This is a genomic window from Pseudomonas sp. NY15374 (assembly GCF_048068255.1).
Lineage (GTDB): Bacteria > Pseudomonadota > Gammaproteobacteria > Pseudomonadales > Pseudomonadaceae > Aquipseudomonas > Aquipseudomonas machongensis.
Genome location: NZ_JBLUPZ010000004.1, coordinates 351,305 through 374,747, shown reverse-complemented (window position 1 = coordinate 374,747; position 23,443 = coordinate 351,305). Strand labels below are relative to the sequence as shown.

23 protein-coding genes and 1 pseudogene are annotated in these 23,443 nt (G+C 63.9%); 14 read left to right on the top strand and 10 right to left on the bottom strand.

What is annotated here, in order from left to right; translation table 11 throughout:
- The first annotated feature begins 195 nt into the window (after window positions 1-195).
- Window positions 196-1,878, top strand: a complete 1,683-nt coding sequence (gene phaC / locus ACNFHO_RS12570) for a class II poly(R)-hydroxyalkanoic acid synthase (protein WP_416766506.1) — start codon at window positions 196-198, stop codon at window positions 1,876-1,878.
- Window positions 1,879-1,882: 4 nt separating this feature from the next.
- Window positions 1,883-2,497: a TetR/AcrR family transcriptional regulator gene (locus ACNFHO_RS12565; protein WP_054894783.1), complete on the top strand. Its 615-nt coding sequence runs from the start codon at window positions 1,883-1,885 to the stop codon at window positions 2,495-2,497.
- A gap of 94 nt (window positions 2,498-2,591) precedes the next feature.
- Here the strand turns inward: ACNFHO_RS12565 and ACNFHO_RS12560 are convergent, their stop codons facing one another.
- The 3 genes from ACNFHO_RS12560 to ACNFHO_RS12550 all read right to left on the bottom strand — a co-directional run bounded on the left by ACNFHO_RS12560 (window position 2,592) and on the right by ACNFHO_RS12550 (window position 4,235).
- The gene (locus tag ACNFHO_RS12560; protein WP_416766504.1) at window positions 2,592-3,395 is read right to left on the bottom strand and encodes a phasin family protein; all 804 of its coding nucleotides are present in this window, start codon (window positions 3,393-3,395) and stop codon (window positions 2,592-2,594) included.
- Window positions 3,396-3,405: 10 nt separating this feature from the next.
- Window positions 3,406-3,828 (bottom strand): phasin family protein, encoded by a 423-nt coding sequence (locus ACNFHO_RS12555; protein ID WP_063546570.1) that lies wholly within the window; start codon window positions 3,826-3,828, stop codon window positions 3,406-3,408.
- Between the two features lie 131 nt (window positions 3,829-3,959).
- Window positions 3,960-4,235 (bottom strand): polyhydroxyalkanoic acid system family protein, encoded by a 276-nt coding sequence (locus ACNFHO_RS12550; RefSeq protein WP_063546572.1) that lies wholly within the window; start codon window positions 4,233-4,235, stop codon window positions 3,960-3,962.
- Window positions 4,236-4,359: 124 nt separating this feature from the next.
- On the opposite strand from ACNFHO_RS12550, the gene ubiE reads away from it, so the two are divergent.
- The 12 genes and pseudogenes from ubiE (at window position 4,360) to ACNFHO_RS12490 (ending at window position 14,505) form a co-directional block, all read left to right on the top strand.
- On the top strand, window positions 4,360-5,130 hold the full coding sequence (gene ubiE / locus ACNFHO_RS12545) for a bifunctional demethylmenaquinone methyltransferase/2-methoxy-6-polyprenyl-1,4-benzoquinol methylase UbiE (protein ID WP_054894788.1): 771 nt from the start codon (window positions 4,360-4,362) through the stop codon (window positions 5,128-5,130).
- The gene (locus ACNFHO_RS12540; protein ID WP_151925997.1) at window positions 5,130-5,753 is read left to right on the top strand and encodes a ubiquinone biosynthesis accessory factor UbiJ; all 624 of its coding nucleotides are present in this window, start codon (window positions 5,130-5,132) and stop codon (window positions 5,751-5,753) included. The genes ubiE and ACNFHO_RS12540 overlap by 1 nt, the downstream gene beginning before the upstream one ends.
- Window positions 5,750-7,360 carry a ubiquinone biosynthesis regulatory protein kinase UbiB gene (ubiB, locus tag ACNFHO_RS12535; protein WP_054894790.1) on the top strand — a complete coding sequence of 537 codons (1,611 nt, stop codon included), beginning with the start codon at window positions 5,750-5,752 and terminating at the stop codon, window positions 7,358-7,360. The genes ACNFHO_RS12540 and ubiB overlap by 4 nt, the downstream gene beginning before the upstream one ends.
- A gap of 73 nt (window positions 7,361-7,433) precedes the next feature.
- Complete coding sequence (gene hisI / locus ACNFHO_RS12530; RefSeq protein ID WP_054894791.1) at window positions 7,434-7,826, top strand: phosphoribosyl-AMP cyclohydrolase; 393 nt, start codon at window positions 7,434-7,436, stop codon at window positions 7,824-7,826.
- Window positions 7,827-7,828: 2 nt separating this feature from the next.
- Window positions 7,829-8,161, top strand: coding sequence for a phosphoribosyl-ATP diphosphatase (locus tag ACNFHO_RS12525; protein WP_054894792.1), 333 nt, complete (start codon window positions 7,829-7,831; stop codon window positions 8,159-8,161).
- A gap of 77 nt (window positions 8,162-8,238) precedes the next feature.
- Window positions 8,239-8,523 carry a twin-arginine translocase TatA/TatE family subunit gene (locus ACNFHO_RS12520; protein ID WP_054894793.1) on the top strand — a complete coding sequence of 95 codons (285 nt, stop codon included), beginning with the start codon at window positions 8,239-8,241 and terminating at the stop codon, window positions 8,521-8,523.
- 3 nt (window positions 8,524-8,526) lie between these two features.
- Window positions 8,527-8,901, top strand: a complete 375-nt coding sequence (tatB, locus tag ACNFHO_RS12515) for a Sec-independent protein translocase protein TatB (RefSeq protein WP_054894794.1) — start codon at window positions 8,527-8,529, stop codon at window positions 8,899-8,901.
- Entirely contained in the window at window positions 8,898-9,689 is a 792-nt protein-coding gene (gene tatC / locus ACNFHO_RS12510) for a twin-arginine translocase subunit TatC (RefSeq protein WP_063546576.1), read from the top strand. The genes tatB and tatC overlap by 4 nt, the downstream gene beginning before the upstream one ends.
- Entirely contained in the window at window positions 9,686-10,393 is a 708-nt protein-coding gene (locus tag ACNFHO_RS12505; RefSeq protein ID WP_416766499.1) for a 16S rRNA (uracil(1498)-N(3))-methyltransferase, read from the top strand. Before tatC ends, ACNFHO_RS12505 begins: the two co-directional genes overlap by 4 nt.
- A gap of 45 nt (window positions 10,394-10,438) precedes the next feature.
- Window positions 10,439-11,554 (top strand): annotated as a pseudogene (locus ACNFHO_RS12500) (methyl-accepting chemotaxis protein); the annotation flags it as partial.
- Window positions 11,537-12,409, top strand: a complete 873-nt coding sequence (locus ACNFHO_RS12495; protein WP_407682514.1) for a methyl-accepting chemotaxis protein — start codon at window positions 11,537-11,539, stop codon at window positions 12,407-12,409. The pseudogene ACNFHO_RS12500 and the gene ACNFHO_RS12495, both read left to right, overlap by 18 nt.
- 152 nt (window positions 12,410-12,561) lie before the next feature.
- On the top strand, window positions 12,562-14,505 hold the full coding sequence (locus tag ACNFHO_RS12490; RefSeq protein ID WP_416766497.1) for a HAMP domain-containing methyl-accepting chemotaxis protein: 1,944 nt from the start codon (window positions 12,562-12,564) through the stop codon (window positions 14,503-14,505).
- Between the two features lie 75 nt (window positions 14,506-14,580).
- Here ACNFHO_RS12490 and ACNFHO_RS12485 read toward each other — a convergent pair whose 3' ends face one another.
- From ACNFHO_RS12485 to pip, 7 genes are all read right to left on the bottom strand, one after another.
- Window positions 14,581-15,315 (bottom strand): amino acid ABC transporter ATP-binding protein, encoded by a 735-nt coding sequence (locus tag ACNFHO_RS12485; RefSeq protein WP_054894811.1) that lies wholly within the window; start codon window positions 15,313-15,315, stop codon window positions 14,581-14,583.
- Complete coding sequence (locus tag ACNFHO_RS12480) at window positions 15,308-16,324, bottom strand: amino acid ABC transporter permease (RefSeq protein WP_372821900.1); 1,017 nt, start codon at window positions 16,322-16,324, stop codon at window positions 15,308-15,310. Before ACNFHO_RS12480 ends, ACNFHO_RS12485 begins: the two co-directional genes overlap by 8 nt.
- 24 nt (window positions 16,325-16,348) lie before the next feature.
- Window positions 16,349-17,146: a transporter substrate-binding domain-containing protein gene (locus ACNFHO_RS12475; protein ID WP_054894813.1), complete on the bottom strand. Its 798-nt coding sequence runs from the start codon at window positions 17,144-17,146 to the stop codon at window positions 16,349-16,351.
- A gap of 221 nt (window positions 17,147-17,367) precedes the next feature.
- Window positions 17,368-19,941 carry a glucans biosynthesis glucosyltransferase MdoH gene (mdoH, locus tag ACNFHO_RS12470; RefSeq protein WP_112899350.1) on the bottom strand — a complete coding sequence of 858 codons (2,574 nt, stop codon included), beginning with the start codon at window positions 19,939-19,941 and terminating at the stop codon, window positions 17,368-17,370.
- On the bottom strand, window positions 19,934-21,679 hold the full coding sequence (locus ACNFHO_RS12465; RefSeq protein WP_081255321.1) for a glucan biosynthesis protein G: 1,746 nt from the start codon (window positions 21,677-21,679) through the stop codon (window positions 19,934-19,936). The genes mdoH and ACNFHO_RS12465 overlap by 8 nt, the downstream gene beginning before the upstream one ends.
- 263 nt (window positions 21,680-21,942) lie before the next feature.
- Window positions 21,943-22,380, bottom strand: a complete 438-nt coding sequence (dtd, locus tag ACNFHO_RS12460) for a D-aminoacyl-tRNA deacylase (RefSeq protein ID WP_065863878.1) — start codon at window positions 22,378-22,380, stop codon at window positions 21,943-21,945.
- Window positions 22,377-23,348, bottom strand: coding sequence for a prolyl aminopeptidase (pip, locus tag ACNFHO_RS12455; RefSeq protein WP_063541390.1), 972 nt, complete (start codon window positions 23,346-23,348; stop codon window positions 22,377-22,379). The genes dtd and pip overlap by 4 nt, the downstream gene beginning before the upstream one ends.
- Window positions 23,349-23,443: the final 95 nt, after the last annotated feature.

The window sequence follows — 23,443 nt, the reverse complement described above, 5'->3', positions numbered from 1 at the left end:
CGATGAAGTTTTCATAACGCGTGTTGGCGTGCATAGGATCTCCGGGGGGGGGGGGGGGGGCGCGGGCGCCCCGCCCGCACCGGGGCGGGCATACCACTGGGCGGGCGGACCGGCGGGGGGGGTGGGGGGGGGGGGGGCGGGGGGCGCCCCCGCGAAGGCCGCACCGCAGACAAGGATCGACGAGGGATTGTTGCCATGAAGGACAAACCGGCGAAGGGGACGACACCGATCCCGGCCACCAGCATGAACGTGCAGAACGCCATTGCCGGCCTGCGCGGTCGCGACCTGATCTCGACCCTGCGTCAGGTCGGACGCATCGGCCTGCGCAATCCGCTGCACACCGCCCACCATCTGCTGAGCCTCGGCGGTCAGCTGGGCCGCGTGCTGCTCGGCGACACACCCCACCAGCCGCACCCTCGGGACGCGCGCTTCACCGATCCGACGTGGAGCCAGAACCCCTTCTACCGGCGCGGCCTGCAGGCCTACCTGGCCTGGCAGAAGCAGACCCGCCAGTGGATAGAGGAAAGCTCGCTGGACGATGACGACAGAGCCCGCGCGCACTTTCTGTTCAACCTGCTCACCGACGCCGTCTCGCCAAGCAACTCGCTGCTCAACCCCCTGGCGGTCAAGGAAATGCTCAACACCGGTGGCCAGAGCGTAGTGCGCGGCCTCGCCCACTTGCTCGACGACCTGCGCCACAACGACGGCCTGCCGCGCCAGGTCGACGATCGCGCCTTCGAAGTCGGCAGCAATCTGGCAGCTACCCCCGGCGCGGTGGTATTTCGCAACGAGCTGCTGGAGCTGATCCAGTACAAGCCGATGAGCGAAAAACAGTACACCCGCCCGCTGCTGGTGGTGCCGCCGCAGATCAACAAGTTCTATGTATTCGACCTGGGGCCGACCAACAGCTTCGTGCAATACATGCTCAAGAACGGCCTGCAGGTATTCATGGTCAGTTGGCGCAACCCCGACCCGTGCCACCGCGAATGGGGCCTTTCGAGCTACGTACAGGCACTGGAGGAAGCGCTGGACGCCTGTCGCAGCATCAGCGGCAACCGCGACCCCAACCTCATGGGCGCCTGTGCCGGCGGGCTGACCATGGCCGCGCTGCAGGGGCATCTGCAGGTCAAGGGGCGCTTGCGCAAGGTGCGCAGCGCCACCTACCTGGTGAGCCTGCTCGACAGCCAGTTCGGCAGCCCTGCCAGCCTGTTCGCCGACGAACAGACCCTCGAGGCCTCCAAGCGACGCTCCTACCAGCGCGGCGTGCTCGATGGCGGCGAGGTGGCGCGGATCTTCGCCTGGATGCGCCCCAACGACCTGATCTGGAACTACTGGGTCAACAACTACCTGCTCGGCAAGACGCCACCCGCCTTCGACATTCTCTACTGGAACGCCGACAACACTCGCCTGCCTGCTGCCCTGCACGGCGAGCTGCTGGACTTCTTCAAGCTCAACCCACTGGTGCAGCCGGGTGGCCTGGAGGTGTGCGGCACACCGATCGACCTCGGGCAGGTCACGGTCGACAGCTTTACCGTGGCTGGCAGCAACGATCACATCACCCCCTGGGACGCGGTGTATCGCTCGGCCCTGCTGCTGGGCGGCGAGCGACGCTTCGTGCTGTCGCACAGCGGGCACATCCAGAGCATCATCAACCCTCCCGGCAACCCCAAGGCCTATTACCTGGAAAACCCTCGGCTCTCCAGCGACCCTCGCGCCTGGTTCCACGATGCCACCCGTAGCGACGGCACCTGGTGGCCGCAGTGGCTGGAGTGGATCTCACGCCGCTCAGGCAGCCTCAGACCGCCGAAGACCGAACTGGGCAGCCCCTCCTACCCACCGCTCGGGCCGGCGCCTGGCACCTACGTGATGGCACGCTGAGCCCATGAAGACCCGCGACCGCATCCTGGCCTGCGCCCTTGAGCTGTTCAACCGCCAGGGCGAGCCGAACGTCTCGACCCTGGAGATCGCCAACGAGCTGGGCATCAGCCCGGGCAACCTCTACTACCACTTCCACGGCAAGGAGCCGCTGGTACTGGGCCTGTTCGAGCGGTTCGAAGACGAGTTGATGCCGCTGCTCGATCCACCACTGGAGGTGCGCCTGGATGCCGAGGACTACTGGCTGTTCCTGCACCTGATCGTCGAGCGCATGGCGCAGTACAGCTTCCTGTTCCAGGACCTGTCCAATCTCACCGGCCGCCTGCCCAAGCTGGCACGCGGCATGCGCGGGCTGATCAATGCGATCAAGCGCACCCTGGCGGCGCTGCTGGCCAGCCTCAAGAGCCAGGGGTTGGTGGTGAGCGAGACCCAGGCGCTGGGGCAACTGGTTGAGCAGATCACGCTGACACTGCTGTTCTCGCTGGATTACCAGCGGGTACTGGGGCGCGAGGGCGATGTGGGGATCGTGGTGTACCAGGTGATGATGCTGGTGGCACCGCATCTGCAGGAACCGGCGCGCAGGGCGGCGGAGCAGTTGGCGGGGAAATATCTGGACGTGTAGGGCTGAACTTGCGGTGTTGCCACTGACGCATTCGCGGGCAAGTCGCAGCGGCGGTTCACCGCTGCGACTTGCCCGCGAAACGCACGTCGCGATATCAGCTTTGGCTAGCTGGGCTCACCGGTGCCGACGGCGTATTGCCAGTTGCTGCTGCGCTTGCTGCCGGTGCCGTGGTTGCGGCCGGAGCGGCGGGCTTCGCGGCAGCCGGCTTGGCTGCAGTCGGCTTGGCCGGGGCTTTCTTCACGGCAGGTTTCTTCGCTGCCGCTGGCTTGGCGGCTACCGGCTTGGCTGCGGGTTTCGCCGCAGGCTTGGCGGCCGGCTTGGCAGCTGCAGCTTTGGCAGCGGGCTTGGCCGCAGGTTTAGCCGCGGCGGTCTTGGCAGCGGGTTTTGCCGCGGCAGTCTTGCCAGTCGACTTGGCGGCGGGTTTCGCCGCAGGCTTGGCCAATGGTTTGGCAGCGGTCTTGCTCGCTGCGGACTTCGACGCCGAGGCCTTGGACACCGGTGCCACTGAGGCGCCTGTCAACTTCTCGATCTGCTTGGTCAGGCTGTCGACCTGCTGGTGCAGCGCCTTGATCTCGTTACGGCTAGGGACGCCCAGACGCGAGATTGCACTGTTCAGACGCTTGTCGAAGGCCTCTTCCAGCTCGCTCCACTTGCCCAGCGCGCGATCCTTCACATCGGAGACTCGCGAGGTAGTCGCCGACTTGGCCGCATCGGCATCTTTCTTCGCCTGCTTTTCAGCTTTCTCGCCATCCTTCACCAGCGAATCGAAAAGCTTGGGGCCATCCTGGTCGACCTTGGAGTAGATCCCCAGACCTGCCAGCCAGATCTTGCGGGAGTACTTCTCGATCCCGCCGATCCAGGAGCTGCCTTCTTTTTCGGTGTTCTTCTTGCCAGCCATCCTGCTCTCCTTATGGTTTGCGCGCGACACGCTCGAGCAACTCGGTCAGCTGTTCGAGTTTGATGGACAACGCCTCAACGTCATGTTTAGACGGAATGCCGATGCGATTCAAGGCGCGGGCCACCCGTGCGTCGAAAGCCTTTTCGATTTTGTCGAGCTGGACCTCGACCTTGCCACGTACCCGGCTCACTTCCTCGGCCGCTTCATCGAGCTGGCCGTTGGCCGCGTCGAGCTTCTTGTCGAGGGTTTTCTTACCGCGTTTCTCGACGCCTTCACCGGCCTTGACCAGCTCCTTGAAGTACTCCGAGCCTTCCTGGCCGACCCGGGCGTATGCGCCGATGCCTGCCAGCCAGATCTTGCGCGCGTAGCCGCGCACTTCGCTCAGGGTGCTGTCCTGGGCGTCTTCTTTCTTTTTCAGGGTCAACTTGGCCATGCTCTGCACCTCACGTTCGATGTGGATGGAGGAACTGCCCTTGAAATGCGGGCTTGAGCATGAAGATAGGGTGGGAAATTAGAATTCTCACCCTAAGGTGAGGGGTCAGGGCCGCCATGCAGCCCCGGTTCTCAGGCCAGCGCCTTGTCCAGCGCGCGCTCGATCTCGCCCTTGATAGTGCCGCTCATCATCGACAGCATCATGCCCAGCTTCAGCTCGACACGGATGCTGTCCTCGCCGATGTGCACGCTGCCGTTGGCGCCGCTGCGCGCGACATCGACGCGGTCGCCGTTCCAGGTGGCCTTGAGGTCGTACTCGCGCGACAGCTTGTCGACCAGGCTTTCAGCCTTGGCCCGGGCAGCTTCGCGACCGAGGGAATGTTTGCGTTCGACGCTGATCTGAGTCATGCGGGGTATCCAGGCAATGAAGACATAATCGGCATTATGCCCGCGCCCGCGAGACGGCACACCCCGCCAAGACAAATCCGCCCGTTCGCCCTAGAATGGCGGTAATTTTTTTCGGTGAAGCGATATGAACGACCAGCGCAAAGGCGACCACGCCGAACCCACCACCCACTTTGGCTACCAGGACGTCCCCGAGAGCCAGAAGGCGAAGAAGGTCGCCGAGGTCTTCCACTCCGTGGCCGCCAAATACGACCTGATGAACGATGTGCTCTCCGGCGGCATGCACCGCCTGTGGAAGCGCTTCACCATCGAGCTGTCCGGTGTGCGCCCCGGCAACCGCGTGCTCGACATCGCCGGCGGCACCGGTGACCTGGCTGCCAAGTTCTCGCGATTGGTCGGCCCGACCGGCCAGGTGGTACTGGCCGACATCAACGAATCGATGCTCAAGGTCGGCCGCGATCGCCTGCTCGACCGCGGCGTGGCCGGCAATATCGAGTTCGTCCAGGCCGATGCTGAAAAGCTGCCCTTCCCCGACAACCACTTCGACTGCGTGACCATCGCTTTCGGCCTGCGCAACGTGACGCACAAGGATGAAGCCATCCGCTCGATGCTGCGTGTGCTCAAGCCCGGTGGCCGCCTGCTGGTGCTGGAGTTCTCCAAGCCCACCAACAAACTGATGTCGCGCGCCTACGACGCCTACTCCTTCGCCTTCATGCCCCTGGCCGGCAAGCTGATCACCAACGACTCGGAAAGCTATCGCTACCTGGCCGAATCGATCCGCATGCACCCGGACCAGGAAACGCTGAAAAGCATGATGGTCGATGCCGGTTTCGACCGCGTCACCTACCACAACATGACCAGCGGCATCGTCGCCGTGCACCGGGGAATCAAACCCTGATGCTCCTGGCCGGGCTGCTCGCCAGCGTCGAGCACGGGCTCAACCGTGTGCTGCGTATGGACAGCACGGCGCTGCCGCGCCTGGGTGCACTGGAAGGCAAGGTGATCGCCATCGACTGCCGCCAGCCCGCCCTGCAGCTGTTCATCCTGCCCGACGAAGAGGGCCTGATGCTCGCCGCGCATTGGGAGGGCGAGGTCGATTGCACCCTGCGTGCGCCGGCCGGCAGCCTGGCCCAGTTGGCCTTCGCCACAGACAAGAACGCCGTGCTGCACAGCCCGCAGGTCGAGCTGCATGGCGACAGCGCGGTGCTGCTCGACCTGGTCGGCGTGCTCCAGGACCTGGAGCTCGACTGGGAGTACGAGCTGTCGCGCTGGCTGGGGCCGGTCCCCACCGCGCTGATCGCCGGCCACTTGCGCCTGCGCGCACGCTGGACCCGGCAGGGCCTGTCGCGGTTCAGCCAGAATCTGTCCGAGTACCTGGCCGAGGAATCGCGTACCCTGGTCGGGCAGCGCGAAGCCGAAGCGGCATTCAGCGAGCTCGATGCGCTGAAGGTCGATATCGAACGTCTCGAGGCGCGCATCCGTCGCCTTTCCCACACTCTTGATTCCAGCGATAACGCATGAAGCTGCTCGCCGTCCGCCGTCTGTTGCGCATCCAGCGCGTCGTGATCCGCTACCGCCTCGATGACCTGCTGTTCGACCTGCCCCTGCCCTGGTGGCTGCTCAGCATCCGCCTGCTGCTGCCCTGGCGCTGGCTACCGCGCAAGCCCAGCGAGCTCAGCCGCGGCGCGCGCCTGCGCCTGGCCCTGCAGGACCTGGGGCCGATCTTCATCAAGTTCGGCCAACTGCTCTCCACCCGCCGCGACCTGCTGCCAACGGACGTCGCCGACGAGCTGATGCTGCTGCAGGACCGCGTGCCGCCATTCGACCCACAGAAAGCCGTGGCGCTGATCGAAGCGCAGCTCGGTGCGAAAGTCGGCGAGGTGTTCAGCCGCTTCGACGTCGAGCCACTGGCCTCGGCCTCGGTCGCCCAGGTACATGCGGCACGTCTCAAGAGCGGCGAAGAGGTGGTCGTCAAGGTGGTTCGCCCGGGGCTCAAGCCCGTGATCGCCCAGGACCTGGCGTGGTTGTTCCTGATCGCCAAGGTGGCCGAACGGGCCTCCGCCGATGCGCGCCGCCTGCACCCGGTGGAAGTGGTCAGCGACTACGAAAAGACCATCTACGACGAGCTCGACCTGCTGCGCGAAGCGGCCAACGCCAGCCAGCTGCGGCGCAACTTCGAAGGCTCGGACCTGATGTACGTGCCGCAGGTGTACTGGGACCTGTGCCGCCCGAAAGTGCTGGTGATGGAGCGCATCTACGGCGTGCCGGTCACCGACATGGCCACCTTGGCCGACCAGCGCACCGACATGAAGCTTCTGGCCGAACGCGGTGTCGAGGTGTTCTTCACCCAAGTATTCCGTGACAGCTTCTTCCACGCCGACATGCACCCGGGCAACATCTTCGTCAGCACGGTCAAGCCGTGGAGCCCGCAGTACATCGCCATCGACTGCGGCATCGTCGGCAGCCTGACCGCCGAAGACCAGGACTACCTGGCACGCAACCTGATCGCCTTCTTCAAGCGCGACTACCGCCGCGTGGCGCAATTGCACATCGATTCGGGCTGGGTGCCGGCACACACCAAGGTCAACGAATTCGAAGCGGCGATCCGCACCGTATGCGAGCCGATCTTCGAAAAACCGTTAAAGGATATTTCCTTCGGCCAGGTGCTGATGCGCCTGTTCCAGACGGCCCGTCGTTTCAATATGGAAGTTCAGCCGCAGTTGGTGCTGCTGCAGAAAACCCTGCTCAACATCGAAGGCCTGGGGCGCCAGCTGTACCCTGACCTGGACCTGTGGAGCACCGCCAAGCCCTATCTGGAACGCTGGATGCGCGAGCGCATGAGCCCCAAGGCGGTGTTCGGCAACCTCTATAGCCAAGCCGAGCAGTTGCCGCACCTGGCCGACATGACCCGCGACCTGCTCGAACGCTTGTCGCAGCCGCACCTGCACGACCCGCAACTGCCAGAGCGCCGCCGGGCGGGCGACAACTGGGCGCTGCGCCTGCTCGGTGCCGGCCTGCTCGGTGGCGGCGCGACCCTGGCCGCCGGTGCCGCGAGCCTCAGCGCCCCGGCCGCCTGGCCGGCGTGGCTGATGCTGGCTGCCGGGCTCTACCTGATCGTGCGCCGATAGCCAGCCGCGCTGCTGGCTGGCACACTAGGCGCAAAGGGTCCGGTACGGGAGCGGGCCTGTTTTGGAGTCGACGATGAAAGACTGGCTGGACGAGATCAAGTGGAACAGCGATGGCCTGGTACCGGCGATCGCCCAGGACCACAAGACCGGGCGTGTGCTGATGATGGCCTGGATGAACCGTGAATCGCTCGCCCTGACTGCCGCCGAGAACCGCGCCATCTATTGGTCGCGCTCGCGGGGCAAGCTGTGGCGCAAGGGCGAAGAGTCCGGCCATGTGCAGAAACTGCATGAGCTGCGCCTGGATTGTGACGCCGACGTGGTCATCCTGATGGTCGAGCAACTGGGTCATATCGCCTGCCATACCGGCCGTGAAAGCTGCTTCTATCGTGTCTTCGAAAACGGTGAATGGAAGATCGTCGACCCAGTCCTGAAAGATCCTGACACTATCTACCACGCGGGGCACTGAACATGAGCGACACACTCGATCGCCTGGCTGAAGTGCTCGAACAACGCAAGCAGGCGGCCCCCGACAGCTCCTACGTGGCGAGCCTCTACCACAAGGGCCTGAACAAGATTCTGGAGAAGCTTGGCGAAGAGTCGATCGAGACGATCATCGCCGCCAAAGACGCCGCCGTGAGCAAGGATTACAGTGATGTCATCTATGAAACCGCCGACCTGTGGTTTCATAGCCTGGTGATGCTCAGCGCACTGGGGCAGCATCCACAGGCGGTACTGGACGAACTCGACCGCCGCTTCGGGCTTTCCGGCCATGACGAGAAGGCCGCGCGCCAACCGACCTGATCGACATGCCCCTGCAGGAGCGGGCTCGCCCTGCGATAACGCCCGCTCAGGCTACACATCATTCAAGGGAGTACACCATGGGTATCTTTGACTGGAAACACTGGATCGTCCTGCTGGTCGTCGTAGTGCTGGTGTTCGGCACCAAAAAGCTGAAGAACTTCGGCAGCGACCTGGGCGAATCGATCAAGGGCTTTCGCAAGGCCATGAACGAGGAAGAAAGCAAGCCTGCCGAGCAGACTCCGCCGCCTGTACAGCCGTCCGTGCAACCCACCCAGCAGCCGCACAACACCGCGCCGCTGAGCCAGCCGCACACCATCGAGGGCCAGGCTCAGCCGGTCCAAGAGCCACAACGGAAAGACTGACCCATGTTCGGCATCAGCTTCAGCGAGCTGTTGCTCGTCGGCCTGGTTGCCCTGCTGGTGCTCGGCCCCGAGCGCCTGCCTGGCGCCGCGCGTACCGCGGGGTTGTGGATCGGCCGGCTCAAGCGCAGCTTCAACAGCATCAAGATGGAAGTCGAGCGCGAGATCGGTGCCGATGACATCCGCCGCCAGTTGCACAACGAGCACATCCTGCAGATGGAACAGGAAGCCAAGCGCATCCTCAACCCGCAGACACCGCCCGCGCAGCCCGTGAACACGACGGCCGCGAGCGAGACTCCCGCACCTGCCGCCGACGCCAATGCCGCCCCTGCGGCGCCCACGACCACCCCTGAGCCGCACCAGCCGCCCCGAGCCCCATGAGCGAAACTCCGGAACACGACCAGCCCATGCCGCTGGTCTCGCACCTGACCGAACTGCGCACCCGCCTGCTGCGTTGCGTAGCCGTTATCTTCCTGATCTTCGCCGGGCTGTTCTCCTTCGCCCAGCAGATCTACACCCTGGTCTCGGCACCCTTGCGTGCGCACCTGCCGGCCAATGCGACGATGATCGCCACCGACGTGGCATCCCCGTTCCTCACGCCGTTCAAGCTGACCATGATCGTCTCGCTGTTCCTGGCCATCCCGTTCATCCTCCAGCAGATCTGGGGCTTCATCGCACCGGGGCTGTATCGCCATGAAAAGCGCATCGCCATCCCGCTGCTGATTTCCAGCATCATCCTGTTCTACGCCGGCATGGCCTTCGCCTACTTCCTGGTGTTTCCGCTGATCTTCGGCTTCTTCGCCAGCGCCACACCTGAAGGCGTGTCGATGATGACCGACATCGCCAGCTACCTCGACTTCGTCATGACCCTGTTCTTCGCCTTCGGCGTCGCCTTCGAGATTCCGGTGGCGGTGGTGCTGCTGGTGTGGATCGGCGTTGTCGATGTGAAGTACCTGAAGAAGATCCGTCCCTACGTCATCATCGGCTGCTTCGTGGTCGGCATGATCCTCACCCCGCCGGACATCTTCTCGCAAACGCTGCTGGCCGTGCCCATGTGGCTGCTGTTCGAGATCGGCGTGCTGTTCGGCGGCCTGATCCGCAAGCGCAGCCATCCGCAGGATGAAGCCGCGGACGACCACAACGACCAGCCACCAGCGACCCAGGCGTGAACCTGCTGCTGCTCGAGGAGGCCGACTTCGTCGCGGCCGACCGTGTCGTACTGGCCGACCGCCGCTTGACGCACATGCAGGACATCCACCGCGTGGCGGTGGGCGACACCCTGCGCGTAGGCCGCATCGGCAGCCTGATGGGCCAGGCCGAGGTAGTCCGCCTGGAGGGCCACGAAGCCGAGCTGCGGGTCAGCTTCGATCAGGAGCCACCAGCGAAGCTGCCGCTCACCCTGGTGCTGGCCGTCCCCCGCCCCAAGATGCTGCGCCGTCTGTTCCAGACCATCGCCACCCTCGGCGTGCCGCGGTTGATCCTGGTCAACAGCTACAAGGTCGAGAAAAGCTTCTGGCAGACGCCGTTCCTGCAGCCGGACAGCATCCGCGAGAACCTGATCCTGGGCCTTGAGCAGGCCCGTGACACCGTGCTGCCGGAAGTCATCATCGAAAAACGCTTCAAACCCTTCGTCGAAGACCGGCTGCCCGCCATCGCCGACGGCACGCTCGGTCTGGTTGGCCACCCCGGCCCCTACCCGGCCTGTCCCCGCGCGGTGCAAGGGCCGGTGACCCTGGCGATCGGTCCGGAAGGCGGTTGGATTCCCTACGAAGTGGAACTGCTGGGCAAGGCCGGCCTGGCCCCCGTACAACTGGGCGAGCGCATCCTGCGTGTGGAAACGGCGGTCACGGCTCTGCTTTCCCGAATATTCTGACCATTTGATCAGCATCCTGGCATCAAGTTTCTCCCCAGCAGGCCGATGGCCTTGCAACACAAGAAAATTCTGGCTTTTCAAGTCGCCGGGGAGATCGTCATGTACGGAAAGGTTGTCCAGTCGCTGGGAAACGTGAGCGTCAGTCGCAAACTGGGGGCCGGCTTCGGCCTGGTACTGTTGTTGACCATGGCGATCACCGCCACAGGTTGGCGCGGCATGGACTCGATCATCGACCGCGGTGACAAGCTGGGCAACATCTCCTTGATCCTCGGCTACAGCCAGGACCTGCGCATCGCCCGCCAGCAGTACGAACGCAATCGCGACGACGCATCGGCGGGCGAGCTGGAAAAAGCGCTCGGCAAGCTCGAGCAGCAGGTCGAGATGATGCTCGGGCAGATCGAGCATCCGCAGGATCGCCAGCGCCTGGAGCAGCAGCGTCAAGCCGTGCGCCAATACCGCCAGGCCTTCGTCGAGCTCAAGCAGGCCGGCCAGCGCCGTGAAGCCGCACGCAGTGTGCTGGGTGACAGCGCCGACAAGGCCGCTGCGCTGATCGGCCAGGTGCAGCAACGCCTTGCGCAAGGTGGCGACATCAGCCTCTATCAACAGATCGTGCAGGCCAGCGCCTTGCTCCAGCAGGCGCGCTTCCAGGTCCGTGGCTACACCTATAGCGGCAAGGCCGAATTCCAGCAGACCGCGCTGGATGCCATCGACCAGGCGCTCGCTGTGCTCAAGGCCCTGCCGGCCAGGGTGCCCGCCGAATACGCCGCCAGTCTCGATGATGCCGCCAATGCCATGGGCGCCTATCGCGATGCGGTGAACCAGTTCGGCGCAGCGCAGACCAGCGCCGAGCAGACCTTGCAACGAATGGTTGTACAGGGCCAGGTGTTGATGGATGCCGGTACGCAGATGACCGCATCGCAGACCGCCGTGCGCAACAGTGGTGCCCGGCAGGCCAAGACCCTACTGGGCGGAGCCAGTGCCCTGGCCCTGCTGCTAGGCGTCATTGCCGCCTGGGCCATCACTCGGCAGATCGTCGTGCCCCTGCGCCAGACCCTCAGCGCAGCCGAACGCGTGGCCAGCGGCGACTTGAGCCAGGACCTGCAGGTGCAACGTCGCGACGAGCTTGGCCAACTGCAAGCCAGCATGCAACGCATGACCCAGGGCCTGCGCGAACTGATCAGCGGTATCGGCGACGGCGTCACCCAGATCGCCAGCGCTGCCGAAGAGCTGTCGGCCGTCACCGAGCAGACCAGCGCAGGGGTCAACAACCAGAAAGTCGAGACCGACCAGGTCGCGACCGCCATGAACGAAATGGCAGCCACCGTGCAGGAAGTAGCGCGCAACGCCGAGCAGGCGTCGGAAGCCGCGCTGATGGCCGATCAGCAGGCTCGCGAGGGTGATCGGGTGGTCGGCGAGGCCATCGCCCAGATCGAGCGCCTGGCCAACGAAGTGGGTAACTCCAGCGAAGCGATGAACCAGCTCAAGACCGAGAGCGACAAGATCGGCAGCGTGCTCGACGTGATCAAGTCGGTCGCCCAGCAGACCAATCTGCTGGCCCTCAACGCCGCCATCGAAGCTGCACGCGCAGGCGAGGCTGGTCGCGGATTCGCCGTGGTCGCCGATGAAGTACGCAGCCTGGCGCAGCGCACCCAGCAGTCGACCGAGGAGATCGAGGAGCTGATCGCCAACCTGCAGAGCGGCACCCAGCGGGTATCCAGTGTGATGGACAGCAGCCGCGAACTCACCGACAGCAGCGTAGAACTGACCCGTCGCGCCGGCAGCTCGCTGGATACCATCACCCGCACCGTGTCGTCGATCCAATCGATGAACCAGCAGATCGCTACGGCGGCAGAGCAGCAGAGCGCGGTGGCCGAAGAGATCAACCGCAGCGTGATGAATGTACGGGATATTTCCGACCAGACCTCGGCGGCCAGTGAAGAGACTGCCAGCTCCAGCGTCGAGCTGGCGCGGCTCGGCACCCACCTGCAGGGCCTGGTAGCCCGCTTCCGTCTCTGAGCGCCGCCAGGCAAGGAATAATCACTACCTGCCAGTGGAACTTTCCCACAGGATTTACAGGTCGAGTCCCACGCGCGCTCTGCCGATGAGCAGAAGGACCATGCTGGCAACCTACCAGCATGGTCCTTCTCTCATATGGATGGAGACTCGCCATGTTCGGATATCTCAATCGCCGCCTCGCCAACCTCAGCGTGCGACTCAAACTCACCCTCGGCTTCGCCGTGGTCCTGTTGCTCACACTCGCAACCACCGTCAGCGGCTGGCGCGCCCTGGACGGTGCCATCGAACGCTCGCAGCAACTCAGCGAAATCGTCCGTATCAATGACCTGACCAAGGACCTGCGCGCCGAACGTATCACGTTCCGCGTACTGTCCGACGACACTAGCAAGGCGCGCATCGGTACTACCCTGGATCAACTCGACAGCATGCTGACCCTGCTCCAGCAGCGCAGTGGTGTCGACGAGTCGCGCCGCTTGCTCACGGAAAAACTGCAGCAACTGCAACGCCTGCGCGAGAGCTTCAGCGAGCTGCTGCAGGCGGTCGACAATCGCAGCCGTTTGCGCAACATCATGCAGGATCGCGACCGGGTTCTCGGCGAAGTCATTGACAACCTGCAGACCCAGGCTCTGCTCAAGCTCCCAGCCGATGGACAACAGAACGGTCTGCTCGGACTAATGGACACACTCACCCGCCAGGTCGACAGCGCCAACCAGCAAAGCCTGGTCCCCGCCTACACCTTCTCGCCGGTCGAGGATTTCGCCAAGGTTGGCGAGGCTTCGCTCGATGCTGCGCAGGCCAGCCTGCAACAAATGCTCACCGCCCTCACCCCGCTCGCGCTGCCAAGCGAGCTCATGGCGCGTCCACAGCAAGCCCTGACCGAGTACCGCGCCAGTCTTGAGCAATACCGTCAGGCGGCAATCCGCGCCGAACAGTTGCAGAACAGCATGGAAACTGCGGGCAACGACCTCAGGGCTGCGAGCCTGACACTGGCCGAACAAAAAATCGCCCAACGCGACCATGAAGCCGTAGCCGCTCGCTCACTGCTGACCAGCGTGGCACTGCTGGCCTTGGCTGTCGGCGTGATGGCCGGCTGGCTGATCACCCGGCAGATCACCGAGCCACTGCGCCAGACCCTGGCCCAGGCCGCCCGCATCGCTCGCGGCGACCTCAGCCAAGTGGAAACGGTGGCGCGTCGCGACGAAATGGGCCAGTTGCAGCGCAGCATGTGCGAGATGACGCTGAGCCTGCGCCAGCTGATCGGCGGCATCGACCAGAGCGTCGAGCACTTGTCACAAGCGGCCTCGCAACTGGCCGGGGCCAGCGCAGACACGCTCGAGCGCATCACTCAGCAGCGCGAGGAAACCGACCAGGTGGCCACGGCCATGAACCAGATGAGCGCGACCGTGCAGGAAGTGGCGCAGAACGCCGAACATGCCTCATTGGCCGCAACCAACGCTGACCAGCAGGCACAAATGGGCGATCAGGTGGTGGCCGAAGCCATCGCGCGTATCGAACAGCTGGCAACGCAGATGGACCGCTGCCTCACCTCGATGCAACACCTGGCGGGGGAAAGCCAACGGATCGGCAGTATCCTCGACGTGATCAAGTCGGTTTCCGAACAGACCAACCTGCTGGCCCTCAATGCGGCCATCGAAGCGGCACGTGCCGGCGAAGCCGGTCGCGGGTTCGCGGTGGTGGCGGACGAAGTACGGGGCCTGGCCCAGCGCACCCAGCAGTCGACCGAGGAGATCGAGCACCTGATCGAAAGCCTGCACCAGGGCACCGATGAAGTCACTTCTCTGCTCGACAGCAGCAGGACCCTGACCGAGCAAAGTGTCGAGCTGAGTCGCCGCGCGGGCGATGCATTGGGGCAGATCACCCGGACCGTATCGAACATCCAGGGGATGAACCAGCAAATCGCCACCGCCAGCGAAGAGCAGAGCGTGGTGGCCGAACAGATCAACCGCAGCGTGATCAGTGTGCGCGAGGCTTCCGATCACACCAGTTCGGCGAGCGAACAGACGGCCACTTCCAGTGGTGAACTACAGCAGCTGGGGCAGCAGTTGCGGGGGATGGTGGGGCGATTCAGCCTGTAGGAACGGTGATGTGCCTTGCGCGCGCAAGCTCGCGCCTACAGGAGGCCGGGCTTGCCCACGCAAAGAGCGATCCGATCAAAGCACCTGGCGCAAGAACGCCTGGGCCCGCGGGTCCCTCGGCGCCGCGAAGAACGCAGCGGGTGCCGAATCTTCCAGCAACTTGCCATGATCGAAGAACAGCACCCGGTCAGCCACCTCTCGGGCAAAGCCCATCTCATGGGTCACGCAGACCATGGTCATGCCTTCCTGGGCCAGGGTCTTCATGACATCCAGCACCTCGCCGACCATCTCGGGGTCGAGCGCCGAGGTCGGTTCGTCGAACAGCATCACCTTCGGGTCCATCGCCAGGGCGCGGGCAATGGCCACCCGTTGCTGCTGGCCCCCCGAGAGGCGAGAGGGGTATTCATTGACCTTCTGGCCAATGCCGACCTTCTCCAGCAGTGCACGGGCCTTGGCTTCGCGGTCGGCCTTGCTACGTTTGCGCACTACCTTCTGCGCCAGGCACAGGTTCTCCAGCACGGTCATGTGCGGGAACAGGTTGAAGTGCTGGAACACCATGCCGACTTCACGGCGGTAGGCATTGATGTCGGTCTTGGGGTCTTCCAGGCGCAGCCCATCGATGGCCACGTGGCCTTCGTCGAAATGCTCCAGGCCGTTCAGGCAACGCAGGAAGGTCGACTTGCCGGAACCCGAGGGGCCCAGCACCACCACCACCTCGCCCTTGGCAACCTGGGTGGAGACGTTGTCCACCGCACGCACCACCTGGCCGCGGGTGTCGAAGACTTTCAGCAGGTCACGGACTTCAATCACTTTGCGCAAGCCTCCGCTCGAGCCGGCTGGCAATGTGCGACAGCGGCAGGTTGATCAGCAGGTACAGGCCTGCCACGCAGAACCAGATTTCGAAGGTCGAGAACGACGTGGTGATCGCCTCGCGACCGCTCTTGGTCAGCTCGGTAATGGCGATCACCGACACCAGCGAGGTGTCCTTGACCAGGCTGATGAACTGCCCCGCCAGTGGCGGTAGCACACGCTTGAACGCCTGGGGCAGGATCACATGGCGCATCGACTGGCTGGCATTCAGGCCCAGCGAGCGCGCCGCTTCGTTCTGCCCCTTGGTGATCGACTGCACACCGGCACGGACGATCTCGGCCACATAGGCGCCGGTGAACAGCGCCAGCGCCGCCACCCCGGCGAACTCGCGGGACAGGTTGAGCACAGTGCCGATGAAGAAATAGAAGATGAAGATCTGCACCAGCAGCGGCGTACCGCGCACCAGTTCGACATAAACCGTGGACAGGTCGCGCAGGGTCGGGTTGCTCGACAACCGGCACAACCCGGCGAACAGGCCGATCACCAGGCCGAACGCACCGGAAAGCACCGAGATCCACAAAGTAGTCCACAGGCCCCAGGCCAGCGGGCCGGCCGCCCAGTGGCGGGTGACGCCGATCTGGTCGCCCTCGGCGACATCGTCACCACGGCTCAGTTGCAGACTGTCCTTGACCACCTCCAGCACTTGCACCTCGCCGTCCTCGCTCTTGAGCGTGACGCGGGCGTCGTTGCCGGACACGACGATCTCCTCGACGGTGCCGTAGGCCGCGGCGCGCTGCACGTCTTCGGCCTGGAAGGCGAAGTACTGCGGCACACGGTTCCAGCGCCACTCGTAAGAGATCATCGAGGTGGCCATGTACAGACTGAACGCCAGGCCCACCAGCACCAGCGCGGTGAGCGCGTGCCAGGGCCACTGGGCTTTCTTGTGTTTGATCACGTGGGTGCTTCCGTAAATGCGAACGCGCAGGGGTTGCCTGCGCGTCAGGGTCATCGCCAGGGCTTGTGGTCCGGGCTCTTATTCCATGTCCTTCAGCCAGTCGGTCTTCTTGAACCACTTGTCGTGAATACGATCGTAGGTCCCGTCGTGCTTGATCTGGTGCAGGAAGTTGTTGATGAAGTTGATGCTGTCGTAGTCGCCCTTCTTCAGGCCGAATGCCAGCGGCTCGTAGGTGAAGGGTTCTTCCAGGTAGACCAGCTTGCCGGCGCCGGCCTTGTTCACCGCGACCACGTTGTACGGCGCGTCGTAGACGAAGGCATCGGCCTTGCCGTTGACCACGTCCATCACCGCTTCCTGCTCGTTGTCGTAGCCGTGGTACTTGGCCTTGCTGATCAGCTTCTTGGCGACCATCTCGCCGGTGGTGCCGAGCTTGGAGGTCAGGCGGTACTTCTCGTTGTTCAGGTCCTTGTACGACTTGATCTCGCCTGCCAGCTCCTTGCGGATCAGCAGGGTCTGGCCAACCACGATGAAGGGTTCGCTGAAGTTCAGGCGCAGGTTGCGTTCCTGGGTCAGGGTCATGCCGCTGCCGATCATGTCGAACTTGTCGGTCAGCAGGGCCGGGATGATGCCGTCATAGGCGGTGGAGACGGTTTCGAGCTTGACGCCCATGGACTTGGCCATCGCCTTGAGGATGTCGACCTCGAAGCCGACGATCTCGCCGCGCTTGTTGGTCATCTGGAACGGCATGTAGGTCGGGTCCATACCCACGCGCAGGGTGCCGCGCTTGACCGCATCATCGATGGCGCCCGCCTGGGCGGTTGTGACCGCGATCAGCGCGGTGACGCCGAGCAGCATGCGCGACAGGTATTTCTTCATCATCACCAGGTCCCCTAGCAAGAAGTACGCAGAATTTTATTGTGTGCACGATCGTTCCGACCGGTGCGTTGTGTCGGGACGGATGCTAACGCATGCAGGCCCTGGGACCTAGAGCCGGTGGGGACTTTGTTGGCCAAAAATCATGGTGGTAGAAAAAGCTTCGCGGGCAAGCCCCCTCCTACAAAGCCTGTAGGAGCGGACTTGCCCGCGAATGCGATGGATCAGGCGCCGACGAGTGCTGGCTGACCTTCACCTTCAGGATGCAGCGGCAACAGCGGCGAGTGCGGATCGTTGGCGATGGAGTTGCGCCACACCTTGATCCACGCCTCGTTCTGCTCGGTCCACACCCGCTCGTGCAGGCGCGACAGCGCCACCGGGTCGCTCAGCAGGGCCAGGCGAGTGTTGCCGTCGATCCCCTTGGGGCCGGCTTCCAGCGCCTTGGCGATGCGTTCGGCGCGCAGCGTCTCGATCGCGGCAGACTGACCGTGACGGGCCGTACCCATGGCGCAGGCCAGGGCGTTCTGACGCGGATCGACCACGGCGCGAACGAAGCCATCCTTCAGGGCGTGCCAGCGGTTCTCGTGGGTGTACTGGTCGGTTGCCAGCAGCTCGTGCGGCGTGGCGTATTCCTCGGGAATCAGGAACAAGCGCTCGTCCTTGGCCGCCAGGCCCAGACGCACACGGCTGGAGATCACCGAAACCGGGATCGACAGCACCAGCGAGCCGACGATCGGCGCCAGCCACCACAGGAAGCTCGGATTCAGCCAAGCCACCAGCGCAGCCCAGGCGATACCCAGCAAGGTCTGCGGGCCATGACGCCGCACCGCTTCGCTCCACGGGGTGGAATCGTCGTCACGCTGCGGCGAATTCCAGGTCGCTGCCCAGCCGAGGAACGCGGCCAACACGAAGCGGGTGTGGAAGATCATCCGCACCGGCGCCAGCAACATGGAGAACAGCATCTCCATCAGCATCGACAGGGTCACCCTGATTCGCCCGCCGAACTCGGTCGCGCCCTTGGCCCAGATCAGGATGATGCTGAGCAGCTTGGGCAGGAACAGCAGCACGATGGTGGTGGAGAACAGCGCGATGGCTTTTTCCGGGTGCCACTGCGGCCACAGCGGATACAGCTGGAACGGCTCGATGAAGTACTGCGGCTCCATCAGCGTGTTGGTTGCCAGCAACGCGGTCGACAGCACCAGGAACAGGAACCACAGCGGTGCCGACAGGTACGACATCACCCCGGTGAGGAACACCGCGCGGTGCACCGGGTGCATGCCCTTGACCAGGAACAGGCGGAAGTTCATCAGGTTGCCGTGGCACCAGCGCCGGTCGCGCTTGAGCTCATCGAGCAGGTTCGGGGGCAGCTCTTCATAGCTGCCCGGCAGGTCGTAGGCGATCCACACGCCCCAGCCGGCACGGCGCATCAGCGCGGCTTCGACGAAGTCGTGGGACAGGATCGCGCCGGCGAAGGCGCCCTTGCCCGGCAATGGCGCCAAGGCGCAGTGCTCGATGAAGGGCTTCATGCGGATGATCGCGTTGTGCCCCCAGTAATGCGATTCGCCCAGCTGCCAGAAGTGCAGGCCTGCGGTGAACAGCGGGCCGTACACACGGGTGGCGAACTGCTGCATGCGCGCATACAGCGTGTCCATGCCAGAAGCCTTCGGCCCGGTCTGGATGATACCGGCGTCCGGGTTGGCCTCCATCAGGCGCACCAGGCTGCTCAGGCACTCACCGCTCATCACGCTGTCGGCGTCGAGCACGACCATGTACTTGTATTCGCCCCCCCAGCGACGGCAGAAGTCGTCGAGGTTGCCGCTCTTGCGTTTCACGCGGCGGCGGCGGCGGCGATAGAAGATACGACCGAAGCCTTTCGCCTCACGGCACACCTCGAGCCACGCCTGTTGCTCGGCAACGGCGATGTCGGTGTCGTTGGTGTCGCTGAGCACGAAGAAGTCGAAGCGGTCCAGGTTGCCGGTGGCGGCCACCGACTCGAAGGTCGCGCGCAGGCCAGCGAAGACCCGTGGCACATCTTCGTTGCAGATCGGCATGACGATCGCAGTGCGGGCATCGGCCGGGATCGGCTCGTTGCCGGCACTGCTGCCGGAAATCTTGTACTTGTCGCGGCCGGTGAGCAGCTCGAGGAAGCCCATCAGCGCGGTCCAGAAGCCCGCCGACACCCAGCAGAACAGGATGCCGAAGAGAATCAGGATGGAAGTCTGCAAGGCATAGGGCCAGACTTGCACGACGGTGTCCCAGATCGGCTGGTTGACCACTTCGTCCAGGTCGACGAACGACCAGCCCTGGTACGGCAGGATGCCCTTCATGTACCAGCCGGCGACGATGGTCTGGCCGATCATCAGCGCCAGCAGGATGTAGCGGCGCAACGAACCGACCCGGCGCCAGCGTGCCGGCGGCAACTCGCGCTTGGGCGGTTGCGGAGCGTTGGTGCGGCCAGTCATGCGCCGCCACATGCGCACCAGGATATTGGTGCGCCAGGGCTCGGGCAGGACCTTGGTACGCTTGATCGGTGGGGCGATCTTCAGGCACAGGCGGCCACCGCCGTCGACGCCGAGCATCTCGGCCTCTTCGAGCTCGGCGGCACTGCCAACCGTCAGACGGGAACCCACCGAAGCCTGGACGGCCTCGGTGGCGCTGGCGGCCGGATCGGCCGCCAGGCGTTGGTGCAGCTCGCTGAAGGAAGAGCAGCTGGCGAGTTCCGCTCGCTGCTCGTCGCTCAGAGGGAGGTGGGCCAGGTACTCGCCAAGCGATTCCGGCCTTGCGCTTGAGTTACTCATCGGCAGGCAACTGATAGCTCCAGGTTTCGGTCAGCACCTTCTCGGTGGTGGCCGGGGCCCCGTTGGTGGACGCCGCGTCGGCGGCTGGTTGCTCGGCAGGCGTCTCGGCCTTCTCGGCCTTGGCATGCTGAGCCTTGGCGTGCTTGGCGGCCGCCTTGTCCTGCTTGGTTTCGGCAGGTTTGGTTTCCTTCGGCGCCTCGACCGGAACATCGCGTACCAGCGCGGCACGCATCTCGGTGGACTTCTTCGGATCCTTGACCTTCAACCGCAGGGTCAGACGCCAGCCCTTGATCTCAGGGTTGTAGCGTAGATTGTTCTCGACCAGCTCGGCATTGTCGCCCACGCTGACCTGGCTGCGCACCGCGGTGTCTTCCGGCAATGCCGCCAGCACCGGGCCGTTGAAGTCGACCAGGAAAGCCACGCTGCCATCGGCCTGACGGATCAGGTTGGCTTGCTTGACGTCACCGGTGGAACGCAGGGTCTGCTTGACCCAGCCGAGGTCCTGGGCCTGGAACTTGGGCTCGCTGATGGTCCAGTGCAGGCGGTAGTTGTACTCGAACGGCTTGCCTGGCTCAGGCAGGGTTTCCGGGCTCCAGAAAGCAACGATGTTGTCGTTGGTCTCGTCGGCAGTCGGAATCTCGACCAGGTCGACGGTGCCCTTGCCCCAGTCGCCCTTGGGCTCGATCCAGGTGCTTGGACGCTTCTGGTAGTTGTCGTCGAGGTCTTCGAAGTCGCTGAAGGCGCGCTGACGCTGCATCAGGCCGAAACCACGCGGGTTCTCGACGCTGAAGTTGCTGACTGCCAGGTGTTTCGGATTGTTCAGCGGACGCCACAGCCATTCGCCGTTGCCGGCGTGAATCGACAGGCCTTCGGAGTCATGCAGCGCCGGACGGTAGTTCTGTACCTTCGACGGCTGGTTCGGGCCGAACAGGAACATGCTGGTCAGCGGGGCGATGCCCAGGCGGCTGACGTGATCGCGCAGGAACACCTTGGACTTGACGTCGACGATGGTGTCGTCGCCTGGACGCACGGTCAGCTTGTAGGCGCCGGTGGAACGTGGCGAATCGAGCAGCGCGTAGATCACCAGGTGCTTGTCGGCGGGCTTGGGCTTCTCGATCCAGAACTCGCGAAAGCGCGGGAACTCTTCGCCGGACGGCAGCGCGGTGTCGATGGCCAGGCCACGGGCAGACAGGCCATAGGCGTGCCCCTTGCCGACCACGCGGAAGTAGCTGGCGCCCAGCAGGGTCATGATCTCATCCTGCTTGTCAGGCTTGTTGATCGGGTAGAGCACGCGGAAACCGGCGTAGCCGAGGTTCTTGGTGGCATCGGCGTCATGCGGTACGTCGCCGAACTCGAAGCGGCTCGGGTCGTACTTGATCTCTTCGACCTTCTTGGCGGTGATCTCGTTGATGGTCACCGGCGTGTCGAAGTGCATGCCCTGATGATAGAAGGAGAGCTTGAACGGGGTCTTGTCATTCGCCCATTCGGCCTTTTCCTGGATGAAGCGGATTTTCTGATAGTCCGCGTACTTCATGTCGCGGAACACCGGAGGCAGGTTGCTCTTCGGTGCTTCGTACTTCTGGCCGGCCAGATCCTTTGCCTTGGCTGCAACATCGTCAAGATTGAATGCCCACAGCTGGCCAGCGCTCATCAGGCCAACCAGCGCTGCGCCTGCCAACAAGGCCGTGCGCAGCCGATTGCCGGGGATTCTTGGTGCATTACAGGGACTTACAATCACGAGCAACCCTCGCCGTAAACAGATCATGAAACCAACGGCCAGCGACCAATGCCGGGTTGGCGAGCACTGTTCGGACCCCGCAAGGGCGCAATGATTCCCCAAACGGATCCAGACAATGCTCGAGTCAGAGTGAAACGAACCTGCGAACGCAGGCTCACGCAGCGCGCGATTATCCAGCAGGCTGCGTTACAACGCATCAGGCTGGACAAACTATTTATCGTACAAAACCCCTTGTTTTCCTACAAACAAGGGGTTTTTGCGGCTCATATTTGTAACATAAATGTTACGGGGCCATCATTGACCAGGTGAACCTGCATATCTGCACCAAAACGGCCACTCTCGACGTTCGAGTGCTGAAGCTTAGCCTGCTGCAAAAGATAGTCGAAAAGCTCGGCCCCCAGTGCAGGCGGCGCCGCCGTCGAAAAACCCGGCCGCATGCCACTACGGGTGTCGGCGGCCAGGGTGAACTGCGACACCAGCAGCAGCCCGCCGCCGATATCCTTGAGCGACAGGTTCATCTTGCCTTGCGGGTCGCTGAACACCCGGTAGTTCAGCAGCTTGTGCAAAAGCTTATCGGCATGTTCGCGGGTATCTTCAGGCTCGACCGCCACCAGCACCAGCAAACCCTGGTCTACGGCGCCGACGATCTCGCCCTCGACTTCGACCCGTGCTGCGCGTACACGCTGCAGCAGGCCCTTCATGCTTCTTCCAGGGGCAGGTCGAGCAGGCGACGCGCCATCTGGTCTGCGGCGCGTACCAGGGCATCGGTGATGCCTGGCTCGGACGCGGCGTGCCCAGCATCGCGGATCACCTTGAGTTCGCTGTTCGGCCAGGCCTGGTGCAGCTCCCAGGCGTTGTCCAGCGGGCAGATCACGTCATAGCGTCCATGCACGATCACCGCCGGCAGATGGGCGATCTTCGGCAGGTCGCGGATCAGCTGGTCCGGCTCGAGGAAGGCATTGTTCATGAAGTAGTGGCATTCGATACGGGCGATCGACAGCGCACGCTGAGGCTCGGAGAAGCGATCGACCACCAGCGGGTTGGGACGCAGCGTGGCAGTACGGCCTTCCCAGGTCGACCAGGCCTTGGCGGCTTGCATCTGGGCGATCTGGTCGTGGCCGGTCAGGCGCTTGTGGAAAGCCTTGACCAGGTCGCCGCGCTCCTCTGCCGGGATCGGCGCGATGTAGTCCTGCCAGTAGTCGGGGAACAGACGGCTGGCGCCCGCCTGATAGAACCATTCTATTTCCTGGGGACGACACAGGAAGATCCCACGCAAAATCAGGCCATGCACGCGCTCGGGGTGGGTCTGGGCGTAGGCCAGCGCCAGCGTCGAGCCCCAGGAGCCACCGAACAGTACCCATTTGTCGATGCCCAGGTGCTCGCGGATGCGCTCCAGGTCTTCGATCAGGTGCCAGGTGGTGTTGTTCTCCAGGCTCGCGTGTGGCGTGGAGCGCCCACAGCCGCGCTGGTCGAAGGTGATGATGCGGTAGAGGTTGGGGTCGAAGTAGCAACGACTCTGGGCGTCGCAGCCCGAGCCCGGACCTCCGTGGATGAACACCACCGGCAAACCTTCAGGCGAACCACTTTCATCGACATACAACACGTGCGGCGCTTCCACGGCCAGATCGTGCCGGGCGTAGGGTTTGATCTGCGGGTAGAGGGTCTGCATTGCGCACTCCGTGTGAGGATTGTTCGGCCGAGGGCCATCATAAACCTGAATTGCGCTTTGAGCATGTACCCGTGTGATGGGCCTGCCAGATGATT

What these genes read in the sequence shown, in the direction of transcription:
- ACNFHO_RS12480 (WP_372821900.1), bottom strand. Translation starts at nt 16,324, where the DNA reads ATGACCCTGACGCGCAGGCAACCCCTGCGCGTTCGCATTTACGGAAGC.
- ACNFHO_RS12525 (WP_054894792.1), top strand. Translation starts at nt 7,829, where the DNA reads ATGAGCGACACACTCGATCGCCTGGCTGAAGTGCTCGAACAACGCAAG.
- phaC (WP_416766506.1), top strand. Translation starts at nt 196, where the DNA reads ATGAAGGACAAACCGGCGAAGGGGACGACACCGATCCCGGCCACCAGC.
- ACNFHO_RS12555 (WP_063546570.1), bottom strand. Translation starts at nt 3,828, where the DNA reads ATGGCCAAGTTGACCCTGAAAAAGAAAGAAGACGCCCAGGACAGCACC.
- ACNFHO_RS12550 (WP_063546572.1), bottom strand. Translation starts at nt 4,235, where the DNA reads ATGACTCAGATCAGCGTCGAACGCAAACATTCCCTCGGTCGCGAAGCT.
- ubiE (WP_054894788.1), top strand. Translation starts at nt 4,360, where the DNA reads ATGAACGACCAGCGCAAAGGCGACCACGCCGAACCCACCACCCACTTT.
- hisI (WP_054894791.1), top strand. Translation starts at nt 7,434, where the DNA reads ATGAAAGACTGGCTGGACGAGATCAAGTGGAACAGCGATGGCCTGGTA.
- ACNFHO_RS12565 (WP_054894783.1), top strand. Translation starts at nt 1,883, where the DNA reads ATGAAGACCCGCGACCGCATCCTGGCCTGCGCCCTTGAGCTGTTCAAC.
- ACNFHO_RS12560 (WP_416766504.1), bottom strand. Translation starts at nt 3,395, where the DNA reads ATGGCTGGCAAGAAGAACACCGAAAAAGAAGGCAGCTCCTGGATCGGC.
- ubiB (WP_054894790.1), top strand. Translation starts at nt 5,750, where the DNA reads ATGAAGCTGCTCGCCGTCCGCCGTCTGTTGCGCATCCAGCGCGTCGTG.
- ACNFHO_RS12495 (WP_407682514.1), top strand. Translation starts at nt 11,537, where the DNA reads ATGCAACGCATGACCCAGGGCCTGCGCGAACTGATCAGCGGTATCGGC.
- pip (WP_063541390.1), bottom strand. Translation starts at nt 23,348, where the DNA reads ATGCAGACCCTCTACCCGCAGATCAAACCCTACGCCCGGCACGATCTG.
- ACNFHO_RS12475 (WP_054894813.1), bottom strand. Translation starts at nt 17,146, where the DNA reads ATGAAGAAATACCTGTCGCGCATGCTGCTCGGCGTCACCGCGCTGATC.
- ACNFHO_RS12540 (WP_151925997.1), top strand. Translation starts at nt 5,130, where the DNA reads ATGCTCCTGGCCGGGCTGCTCGCCAGCGTCGAGCACGGGCTCAACCGT.
- mdoH (WP_112899350.1), bottom strand. Translation starts at nt 19,941, where the DNA reads ATGAGTAACTCAAGCGCAAGGCCGGAATCGCTTGGCGAGTACCTGGCC.
- ACNFHO_RS12490 (WP_416766497.1), top strand. Translation starts at nt 12,562, where the DNA reads ATGTTCGGATATCTCAATCGCCGCCTCGCCAACCTCAGCGTGCGACTC.
- ACNFHO_RS12520 (WP_054894793.1), top strand. Translation starts at nt 8,239, where the DNA reads ATGGGTATCTTTGACTGGAAACACTGGATCGTCCTGCTGGTCGTCGTA.
- tatC (WP_063546576.1), top strand. Translation starts at nt 8,898, where the DNA reads ATGAGCGAAACTCCGGAACACGACCAGCCCATGCCGCTGGTCTCGCAC.
- tatB (WP_054894794.1), top strand. Translation starts at nt 8,527, where the DNA reads ATGTTCGGCATCAGCTTCAGCGAGCTGTTGCTCGTCGGCCTGGTTGCC.
- dtd (WP_065863878.1), bottom strand. Translation starts at nt 22,380, where the DNA reads ATGAAGGGCCTGCTGCAGCGTGTACGCGCAGCACGGGTCGAAGTCGAG.